Below are 9,868 nucleotides of genomic sequence, written 5' to 3'. Positions count from 1 at the left end.
TTTAATTAAAAAGCATGACACCAAAGTCGGCGTTGCGCTTAACCCGGCAACTCCTCTATCAGTTCTGGAATATGTATTACCACAGTGCGACACCGTTTTACTGATGCTCATCAACCCAGGCTTTGCAACAGATAAAAACGAAGAGCAAGTCTCCTATGCGACTAAAAAAGTAGAAGATTTATCGAATTTGATTAAATCCAAAGGGCTGGAAACCAAAATCGAAGTGGATGGACGTGTTTCCATGAACACCATTTCCGGGTTGGTAAACGCCGGCGCAGATATCTTAGTCGCGGGCAGCACAAGTTTATTCAAATCTGACAATAGCTTAGCGGACAACAAAAAGATCATCGAGGAATCGATTCGTGCAGGATTACAGGAGGAGGCTAAAACAATATGAACGACTTCAATTATGCAACCAAAAAAATAACCGATGAAATTACAGCGAGTCTAACCAATGTGAACAGCGATGATGTAGATAAACTATTAATTGAGATTAACAATGCCGAAAAAGTATTTTTTGTAGGTGTCGGAAGGGTTCTTTTATCCTTACAGGCGATAGCCAAAAGGTTGGCACATATCGGCATTAAAACTTATGTTGTAGGCGAAATCACTGAACCGGCAATTACAGATAAGGATCTACTGATTGTCGGGTCCGGAAGCGGTGAAACAAAATTCCCGTTAATCATCGCAGAGAAAGCGAAACAATATAACGCGAGAGTTGCCCACATCGGTGCAAATCCGGACAGCTCCATGAGCCAATATTCTGATCTATTTATTAGAATTCCTGTAAGTTCAAAAGTAGATACTCCTGGAGAAGTTCATTCTGAGCAACCCATGAAAAGTTTATTTGAACAAAGCCTATTATTACTCGGCGACACGTTAGCTTTGATGATGGTGAACAATAAGAATATTGAACTGGAGTCCCTTTGGGAATACCACGCGAATTTAGAATAACTTCTTCACAAAAGAGTCCCCACGGGCTCTAAAGGAGGGTCAATGATGAAAGCGCTACATTTCGGTGCAGGAAATATCGGTAAAGGTTTAATTGGATATCTGTTGAATAAAAGTGGATTCGACCTCTGCTTCGTTGATGTAAACGAAGAGTCAGTCAACCAAATGAATAGCAGCAACCAATATGCATTGGAACTACTAGATGATGATCATACAGTAGAAAGCATTTCCCCTGTTTGTGCCCTGCATAGCAGTAAACAGGATCAAGTGGTGGATGCGATCGTGGAAGCTGACCTCATCACCACATCTGTAGGAGCCGATAACCTATCAAAGGTTGCCCCTGTCATTTCTAAAGGCCTGTTAAAAAGAATTCAGTTCGATAAAGGGCACGTGGATGTCATTGCAAACGAGAATATGATTAATGCTTCTTCAACATTGAAAGAAGAGATTCGTAGAAATGTATCGACAAGTGAAATGGATGCGATCCAGTCAACGGTTGGGTTTCCAAATTCAGCGATTGACCGACTTTCCCTATCCGAAAAGAGGAATGAAGGGGAAATCACCCTTGTCGAACCTTATTACGAATGGATGATCGAAAAGCAAGGAATACTCAATTCAGATTTACCTTCTATAAAAAACGCCACCTATGTAGATTCTTTAAAACCGTATATTGAACGGAAGCTGTATATCGTCAATATGGGCCATGCGGCCACAGCCTATACAGCATTTCTAGAGGGTTATCCTACGATTCAGAGCGCCTTGAAGAATCCGGAAATTGAAAAATTCTTAAGAGAAACGATGAACGAATCCGCTCGTTATTTTACTCACCATTATGGTTTTAAGGCAGAAGAAATGAGCGAATTCATTGAGGAGACCATCGGACGCTTTAAAAATGCTAATATAAGTGATGATATATTACGAGTTGGGAGATCGCCAATTAGAAAGCTGGGCTTTGATGAGAGATTGGTCAAGCCAACTAGAGTCCTTTTTGAATTGGGCTTACCGGTAGAGAGACTCACAGCTGCTGTGGCCACAGCATTCTTCTTTCATAACCCTAATGATAAGGAATCTGTCACGATCCAATCGTATATTCGTGAACAAGGAATCGAACAAGCTATTGCCCATTTCACTGGCATCGAGGAGAAGACCTTAAAGACAAAAATCAAAGATCACTATGATCGATTGAGAAAGAACCACTCATTAACACCCATAAACGAAAGGTGATGTTCATATGTTAGCCGAATATTTAGAAGGAAATATCCGTTTTTTACCATCCGTTGATTCCTGGGAAGATGGAATACAAAAGGCTGCGGCACCACTATTACAAAGTGGTTCGATCACTCCAAAGTATATTGACGATATGATCGAAAATGTAAATACGAATGGCCCCTATATCGTTATTGTTCCAGGAATTGCGATGCCTCATGCTAAAAATGAGGACAGTGTAGTAAAAACAAGCGTATCCTATTTAAAACTTGAGGAACCTGTCCAATTTCCTAAAAATAAAGAGGTCCGTACTTTCTTCGTTTTAGCAGCTGAGGATAGCACCGGACACCTGGACCTTATCTCAGACTTGTCTTCTATTTTGATTGAAGACGAGATTAAAAATAAACTCGAAGAATCACGTAGTGAGCAGGAAGTATTAGATGTGTTAAAAATGGTTGAATAGATCTTTTCTAGTTGAACGGTGAAAGACAAACCTTTTTCTTTTCCTTTAGTTCTTATCGCAGCTTTTAAAATTACTGAATTATCAGAAAGGAATGACAAATATGGCTGATTCAGCACATGCAACGGATAATGATAATGTTGTAGAGATGAATACTCCGTCTACGCGCGCCAGAGTCCAAGCATTTGGTGGTTTTTTAACAAACATGGTCCTGCCGAACATTGGAGCTTTTATCGCATGGGGACTATTGACCGCTTTGTTTATACCTAGTGGTTGGATTCCCAATGAAGAACTTGCTCAAATCGTCGGTCCAGCAATTAAGTTCCTACTCCCCTTACTTTTAGCCATTACAGGCGGACGAATGGTTGGAGGACAAAGAGGAGCCGTTATGGGGGCGATCGGGGCTATTGGATTGATCGTCGGATCAGATATTCCGATGTTCTTAGGAGCTATGGTGATTGGTCCTCTAGGAGGCTTGGTCATCAAGAAATTCGACAAGCTTATTGAAAATAGAATTCCTGCGGGATTTGAAATGATTGTTAACAATTTCTCGCTAGGTATTTTAGGATTCCTATTGATGATTCTATCCTTCTACTTTATAGGACCTACAATAGAATCTGCTAATAACCTTGTCACCTCAGCCATTGAGGCGCTGGTTGCTACTGGCTTATTGCCTTTGCTATCTCTTATCAATGAGCCGGCTAAGGTATTGTTCTTAAACAACGTCATCGACCAAGGCATTTATTATCCTTTAGGAATGCAAGCTGCCGCAGAAACAGGAAAGTCCATTTACTTCACAGTTGCTTCCAACCCTGGTCCTGGGCTTGGATTGTTGCTGGCCTTCACTTTCTTCGGCAAAAAGACGGCAAGAAGAACCGCACCAGGTGCGATGATTATTCACTTCTTCGGTGGGATTCATGAACTATACTTCCCTTACGTATTAATGAAACCCCTTACAATAATTGGAATGATTGCCGGAGGAGCTTCAGGTATCGCTGTTTTCAGTTTGTTTGACGCTGGACTCGTCGCCGGACCAAGTCCTGGCTCTATTTTCGCGTATCTTGGACTGACACCGAAAGGCAGCTTCATTGGGATCATCTCTGGTGTACTTGTTGCGACCGTTGTAACCTTCCTAGTTACAGCGTTCATTCTGAAACTTGATAAAAGTTCTGAGGATGAAGATATTTCCGATTCTGTAGAGAAGTCCAAAGCTATGAAGCAAGCAGGCAAAAAACCTTCTACCTCTAGTCAAAAACAAAAAGATCAAGAAATTAATACCATCTCTTTTGCGTGTGACGCGGGTGCGGGAAGCAGCGCCATGGGCGCCACCACCTTCAGAAAAAAATTACAAAAGAATGATATTGAAGGCATGGAAGTCAAACATTATAGAATAGAAGAGGCTCCCGAACATTCAGACATCATCGTCGTCCATGAAGACTTACAGGAAAGAGCGAGAAGAGCGCACCCTGATAAGGAAATTATCGCAATAAGTAACTATTTAAATGATCCGGCACTTGAAGAGTTAATGGACAGGTTACAAAAGAAGTAAATAGCAATGACGTTAGTCAGCTCAATTGAATAGTATCGTTTAAGAAGGTTTCTTTGGAGACCTTCTTATTTTATGTTTAGGAAGCAATAATGACTTATCATCACATGCTAACAGGTTCCCGGTGGTCATTCAGGACGATATTTTACCTTACCTGAAAAACAGGTAAGGATCGCTACAAATTACAAATCCTTCTCTTCTTTCAATTCCACTTTAAACACGGCAGCATACTCCGCCTCCTTCACCGATTTTGGTAAAGTAGTTAGGTCATCATTCGCTTGTATGGACATACTACTCTGACTCGATCCAATCAGGTAGCCTATGTAAATGGGTTCGCCTTTTTTGATCTTTACTTCTTCTTCCTTTTGTTCAAAGAGAAAGCTGGTGATGTTATCAGGGATTGTCGTTGATCCTCTTGCATAGCCATTTGGGGAACCAATGGTAAGATAAGTGGCTTCCTCCTCAACTTGTACTTGGAAAGAGTGCAGATCTTTTTTAAATTTCTTTTGATCCATCGTGCCAGCCACGGATGAGAGCACTTCTTCTCCCTTCTCCCCCTCTTTAATCACTACAATCGAGGTTACCAGTATATCTCCTTCTTCCACTTTTCCATCAATGGTATAGAAAGTTTGGTAATCTCCACCGATCTGGTTGACCAAGCTTTGTTCACGTTCTGAAAGCTTGGCTGGTTCGACCTTCACTGTAGATGCTGAAGCCCCTTGACCAGAACTCTCTTTCTTATTCTTATTTGTTTCGCCGCTTCCCTCATATGTACAAGCAACTAAGAACAGCACGACTCCAATGAGAATGATAAACCGCTTCATAATCCCCCTCCTTCTTTTGTTGCTTAAAAGCTTGTTATGAAAAGTAATTACTTTATACTACTGGAAATAAACATGGAGACGTCTTGATTCATAAAAATTTGATGTCCATGATAGAAGTCTTCACTTCATTAGATTTGAACCCGACTTCGGACACCCTGGTGCAATCATATTAATGCACAATGCAGGACATTGGAGCCAAGATTTAAGTGGCACGGTTGAGGCGGTTAACGAGCTTATTCCTATGCTAAAAAGACACGGGTACCAATTTGTTACGGTTCCTCAAATGTGGGAAATGAGCCATACTTAGAGTATTCGGCCACACTATGAAAACCTTCGAAATGTCCCACAAAAGGACCTCTGTGTTCATAGGAAGACGATGATAAACCGAAGAAATGGGTCTGTAAACGAATGGAACCCACGTTTCTTCGGTTTAATGATTATTTCCGCAAAATTTTCTCCATCGCTTTTCCCTTCGCTAACTCATCGATCAGCTTATCCAAATAGCGAATTTCCTGCATCGTTGGCTCATCGATATCTTCCACTCGTACACCGCAGATTACCCCTTTGATCAAGGTCCGAGAAGGATTCATTTGAGGCGCTTCCGCAAAGAAGGTCTCAAAGTCTGTCTTTTTCTCCAATTGCGATTCGAACTCTTCCTGGCTATACCCCGACAACCAACGGATGATTTCATCGACTTCTGCTTTCGTCCGTCCTTTTTTCTCAGCCTTCTTCACATAGTGGGGATAGACACTTGCGAAACTCATGGTATAAATCTTATGTTTAGGCATTACCCATCTTCCTTTTCGTGTGTTTTTATTATTCCGATTATATCATTTCTCTGCATTCCATTCCTCAAAGCAGCTAAATTGGCTATCCCCCACTACTCAGTATTGCTGATATTCTGTATAACTTACTACCGGAGTAAAAATAGAACTGAATAGTAAAGGTGACCATTCTCATTCATTACCAGCTATTCAGTCGGTTTTAACTATTGAATTTTCTTTTTTCCCAACGGTTCGTAGAAACCTCCAGGATTTCGCCCTTAACCACGACCAATCGTATCGTTCAACTTCGTGCGATACTTATCTTTCCAGGTTTTCTCGTCCTTCAATAGGTCGTCGCAGAAAGTGGCCACATCCTCACCCGTGAGATCGGTAACTTTCTTACCTTCCGCTGCGCCTTGCTCGAAGAGGTCGAGAATGCCGTTAAAGATCCGGCTGGTGTCCTTCCAGTCAGAGGGTCCACCCGTTGTCCACATATACTTTTGGATCGCTTTGTAAGCGTTATGATACTCAGTTGGAAGTGCCTTCGCACGAGCCTCCATCGCTCTCCATTCCCGCTTGTCATCCAAACTTCCGATAATTTTTTCAAAAATATTCATCGTCCTTCTCCTTTTCCATTTAGTTTTTTAATTCATTAATTGTGCTTGAAACGAATTCCCATTTGTCCCAAAAGATTTTAAGATGCTCTTGCCCAGCTGCATTGAGTGTGTAAAATTTTCTCGGCGGTCCCATCGTGGATGGCTTTTTCTCGATATCCACCAAATTATTTTTCTCAAGCCGCATGGTAATCGTATAAACGGTGCCTTCCACCACATCAGTGAAGCCCAGTTCTCGTAGTTGTTGAGTGATTTCATAGCCGTAAGTTTCGCCACGGCTGATGATCTCAAGCACACAACCCTCAAGCACCCCTTTCATCATTTCTCTGAAGTTACTCATTTTTGCCTCCATTTTTATTTTAATGTTTTTTAGTACTCTGTATTACTGGTATTTTGTATTACTTATTACTAGTATATAGTATTACATATTAGTGTGAGTTGTCAATCTCCGAACTTTCTTTATCTCTGGGTTTTCTCTGTACTATGTCCGCCATACTCAGGCTACTCATTGTTGTTTTTCGCATATAAAAGCTTTCATTTCCAATGGACTTCATTGCAAAAAGACGCACCTACATAATGTAGAAGTGCGTGTTAAATAATTTCCTCATTTAGAGAAAAGGCAACCATTATTGATTCGCGCAGTTAAGAACTCCGTCTATAATTTCCAATCAAACCATCGGCCGTGGCCATCGCTCTCACCGACAGTTTTTCTCTGGACTTCACCGTCTAAAAACGAATCCAAGTGTAATTTTCAATTCAGGTCCTCAGCATTTTTATTCCACCCCAGGGTAAACGAGGATATTGTTATTTATTCTTATGATTTAAGTATTCCTTAAAAAATGATTCAAGTAAAACTTCTCCATGAGACGGAGCCACCAGTTCCATGGTCATCACATTCAGAAAAAACATCCCCAGGGCATAATAAGGCTTGTTGAACCATTTGACTAAGTGGACGATACGTTTTAAAAAACCTTCAGGAAGATGTGTAAGTTTTACTTTATTACCCGTGCAGCGAAACGCCGTTTCCGCTATTTCCTGATGTGTCAGAACTTCAGGCCCGCCGACATCCACTTCCTCGTTCTCCCGGTCAAAGTGATCGACACAAAAAGCGGCAAGATCACTACCGTGAATTGGATTAATGGAGCAGTTGCCACTTCCAATTAAATACACGCGGCCTTTTTCAGCCATCTGCAGGTATTCAGCCATATCGGAATAGTAGCCGGTTGGCCTTACAATGACATAAGGTACCTTAGCGCTCTTTAAATGATCAACAAATCGCTGCTTTGCTTCTGTTGCCGGTCCTTCGATTTCTTCAGCTTTAAATACGTGTATGTACATAAATTTTTCTATACCGGCTCGTTCCGCTTCTTTCAGCAGGTTTTTATTTCCTTGGTAATCGACATCCATGAAAGTAAGTTTGCTGGACGGTTTGGTTATACCTACGGACGTAAATACATAATCCATGCCGTCACAGCACCCTTGAAGGGACTTTGGATCCGTCATATCTGCTTCTACGATTTCATCTACGTCATCTGCAATGGCGGGTTCAAGATGTTTTCCCTGCATCTTCATTTTTTCTGGACTTCTTGCAAGAACTTTGATATAAAATCCTTGTTTCTTCAGCTCTTTGACGACGTGCCGGCCCAGATAACCAGTAGCCCCCGCTACAAGTACTTTCTTCACAGGTAATCATCCTCTCTGTTTTCCTTCTATATATTATTTCGTCTTTTTAATGCATGTATGTAATCCGCGGATAAACAACTAAGAATTATTTTCTTTAGAAAGAACCTCTTGATTCACAAATCTGCCCTGAACAATGAGGTGACGCGTTAGGTAAGCAGCTGTATTACACGTAATTAAAATAAGAATCAAATGCGTTGGTTGATGAGGACGGACAAGTTGGAAGGCTTCACCAGGCCAGGATCCGTAAATTCATAGTCAAATGTAGACTGTTCCGTGATGATTTAACATGATTCCCCTTTAGCAAATTTGTTTAATCGATTAAATAACTTTTCTCTTTATAGGAATGGTGACCGGCCAGGGCTATATTTCCCTCTGTTCCTATAGGAGCAGTGCTTTCCATATGACCAATTCCTATTTTAAGATTTTCATTAGATATTCCTTCAAGGTTGATCGATGGAATGGCTATGATGCCTGCTATTGAATGGGTATGACCGATTTAAGGTGAATCTTCTGTAAAGGTTTCTCCTTGTTCTAACGTATTGGTTAATTGGTCTATTTCCTTGTCCGTACTGTACTTCTGCGAGAAGATGAGAGGTGGGTGTCCGGTGTCTAGAAAAAATGGCACAAGAGAATTCTGAACGTTGATACATGTTTCAAAAGAAAAAGCCGACTAACACATCTAGTCAGCTTTCCTCTTTTACTCTGCCGTATTTGCTTTCAATGCTTTAATTGTGCCAGTATGTACCCCTTCATGGTACAACGTGAAATTAAGAATTTCTCCAACCGTCGGTAGGGATAAGAAGGCTTCTGCCGCTTCATCATCCAGCTGTCCGGTGAGCGTTTCCTTCAGTCTCGACGGCTGTTCCTCAAGCTCTTGCTTCAGATCGGAAAGTGGGGGGACCTCGCCCTGCCAATCCTCAGGTTTTGTTCCTGGTGCGAACAGTTTAAGGTAACGGGACGGCGTTTCGACCGACTTGCCGCCGAACTTAGCAATCAATGAGTTTTGCACCACGTAAATGTGACCGAGGTTCCAGCGGATCGTGTTGCTGAATCCTTCCGGTTGTTTGTCCGCCTGTTCTTCTGTGACACTGTCCATTTCCTTCAAGGTCGCTTTTCTGACCAGGTTGAACTGTTGAAAAATCTGTTCTTCGTTCATGTCATCATCTCCCCTCTTACCTTTTATTCTAGCTTTCCACCTTATCGTCCTCAACCATCCAGCTCGGACCTCCCGTTGTTATATTTCCATATAAAACCAGTAAACATTGCATATAGTTTCAGAACTAAATAAGCTCTTCCCTAATTACTAAAGAATAGCCTCCGTTTGTTTAAGACTCGATTTCAAGATAATATTATTCACTAGTAAAGAAACAACAGTATATTTTAGAATTTATCTTTTTGCTTTTTCCCAATGTTATAACCCGTAATAATACCAGCAATAGTAAAGATGAGGATACCCTCATCAAAGTCATTGAAAATCAATCCAAAGGCTGTCCAGACTACTAGAAAAGCTAATATTGAACTTATTAAAGCTCTCAACTCACCCCTCCTTCCCCAAGTGCTCTTCTTTGTACACTTACCCGGTTCTTAACTATGTATTGAGACAAAGCTTATATCGAAAACGCCCCCGATTGTTTAAGACTTGAAATCAAGATAATCTGAAGAATGTTCTTATGTGGCATGCGTATCTGATCATTTAGGACAGCACAAACATTTTTTGTGAAATATTCCAATATGCCATATATTAAAAATAAGAATTTATTTTAGGAGGGAATGCATGAAGGATCTGGATGGAGCGCTTACTATACTTCTTTTTATTTTTT

12 protein-coding genes and 1 pseudogene are annotated in these 9,868 nt (G+C 41.1%); 5 read left to right on the top strand and 8 right to left on the bottom strand.

Annotated elements, in window-relative coordinates; all coding sequences use genetic code 11:
• From LD39_RS07080 to LD39_RS07060, 5 genes and pseudogenes are all read left to right on the top strand, one after another.
• A pseudogene (locus LD39_RS07080) lies at positions 1 to 397 on the top strand (ribulose-phosphate 3-epimerase); the annotation flags it as partial.
• Positions 394 to 954, top strand: a complete 561-nt coding sequence (hxlB, locus tag LD39_RS07075; protein WP_035544514.1) for a 6-phospho-3-hexuloisomerase — start codon at positions 394 to 396, stop codon at positions 952 to 954. The pseudogene LD39_RS07080 and the gene hxlB, both read left to right, overlap by 4 nt.
• A 45-nt stretch (positions 955 to 999) precedes the next feature.
• Positions 1,000 to 2,175 carry a mannitol-1-phosphate 5-dehydrogenase gene (locus tag LD39_RS07070; RefSeq protein WP_035544511.1) on the top strand — a complete coding sequence of 392 codons (1,176 nt, stop codon included), beginning with the start codon at positions 1,000 to 1,002 and terminating at the stop codon, positions 2,173 to 2,175.
• Positions 2,176 to 2,182: 7 nt separating this feature from the next.
• Positions 2,183 to 2,620 carry a PTS sugar transporter subunit IIA gene (locus LD39_RS07065; RefSeq protein ID WP_035544508.1) on the top strand — a complete coding sequence of 146 codons (438 nt, stop codon included), beginning with the start codon at positions 2,183 to 2,185 and terminating at the stop codon, positions 2,618 to 2,620.
• Positions 2,621 to 2,765: 145 nt separating this feature from the next.
• Positions 2,766 to 4,166 (top strand): PTS mannitol transporter subunit IICB, encoded by a 1,401-nt coding sequence (locus LD39_RS07060; RefSeq protein WP_035544518.1) that lies wholly within the window; start codon positions 2,766 to 2,768, stop codon positions 4,164 to 4,166.
• A 179-nt stretch (positions 4,167 to 4,345) separates the two neighbouring features.
• On the opposite strand, the gene LD39_RS07055 is transcribed toward LD39_RS07060, so the two are convergent.
• The 8 genes from LD39_RS07055 to LD39_RS22540 all read right to left on the bottom strand — a co-directional run bounded on the left by LD39_RS07055 (position 4,346) and on the right by LD39_RS22540 (position 9,584).
• Entirely contained in the window at positions 4,346 to 4,987 is a 642-nt protein-coding gene (locus tag LD39_RS07055; protein ID WP_035544505.1) for a hypothetical protein, read from the bottom strand.
• Positions 4,988 to 5,424: 437 nt separating this feature from the next.
• On the bottom strand, positions 5,425 to 5,775 hold the full coding sequence (locus LD39_RS07050; protein WP_035544502.1) for a DUF2200 domain-containing protein: 351 nt from the start codon (positions 5,773 to 5,775) through the stop codon (positions 5,425 to 5,427).
• A gap of 254 nt (positions 5,776 to 6,029) precedes the next feature.
• The gene (locus tag LD39_RS07045) at positions 6,030 to 6,368 is read right to left on the bottom strand and encodes a DUF1048 domain-containing protein (protein WP_035544501.1); all 339 of its coding nucleotides are present in this window, start codon (positions 6,366 to 6,368) and stop codon (positions 6,030 to 6,032) included.
• Positions 6,369 to 6,387: 19 nt separating this feature from the next.
• Positions 6,388 to 6,705 carry a PadR family transcriptional regulator gene (locus LD39_RS07040; RefSeq protein ID WP_035544499.1) on the bottom strand — a complete coding sequence of 106 codons (318 nt, stop codon included), beginning with the start codon at positions 6,703 to 6,705 and terminating at the stop codon, positions 6,388 to 6,390.
• A gap of 464 nt (positions 6,706 to 7,169) precedes the next feature.
• Positions 7,170 to 8,048: an SDR family oxidoreductase gene (locus tag LD39_RS07035; protein WP_035544497.1), complete on the bottom strand. Its 879-nt coding sequence runs from the start codon at positions 8,046 to 8,048 to the stop codon at positions 7,170 to 7,172.
• A gap of 310 nt (positions 8,049 to 8,358) precedes the next feature.
• The gene (locus LD39_RS23880) at positions 8,359 to 8,499 is read right to left on the bottom strand and encodes a sortase domain-bontaining protein (RefSeq protein ID WP_369793220.1); all 141 of its coding nucleotides are present in this window, start codon (positions 8,497 to 8,499) and stop codon (positions 8,359 to 8,361) included.
• Between the two features lie 246 nt (positions 8,500 to 8,745).
• A complete protein-coding gene (locus LD39_RS07030) occupies positions 8,746 to 9,204 on the bottom strand; it encodes a DinB family protein (protein ID WP_035544494.1) in 459 nt (152 codons plus the stop codon).
• Between the two features lie 224 nt (positions 9,205 to 9,428).
• Positions 9,429 to 9,584: a hypothetical protein gene (locus tag LD39_RS22540; protein ID WP_156112582.1), complete on the bottom strand. Its 156-nt coding sequence runs from the start codon at positions 9,582 to 9,584 to the stop codon at positions 9,429 to 9,431.
• Positions 9,585 to 9,868: the final 284 nt, after the last annotated feature.

This window comes from Halobacillus sp. BBL2006 (assembly GCF_000786645.1).
Classification (GTDB): Bacteria; Bacillota; Bacilli; order Bacillales; family Halobacillaceae; genus Halobacillus.
The sequence above is the reverse complement of the archived record's forward strand: the minus strand, read 5'-3'. Positions and strand labels throughout refer to the sequence as shown.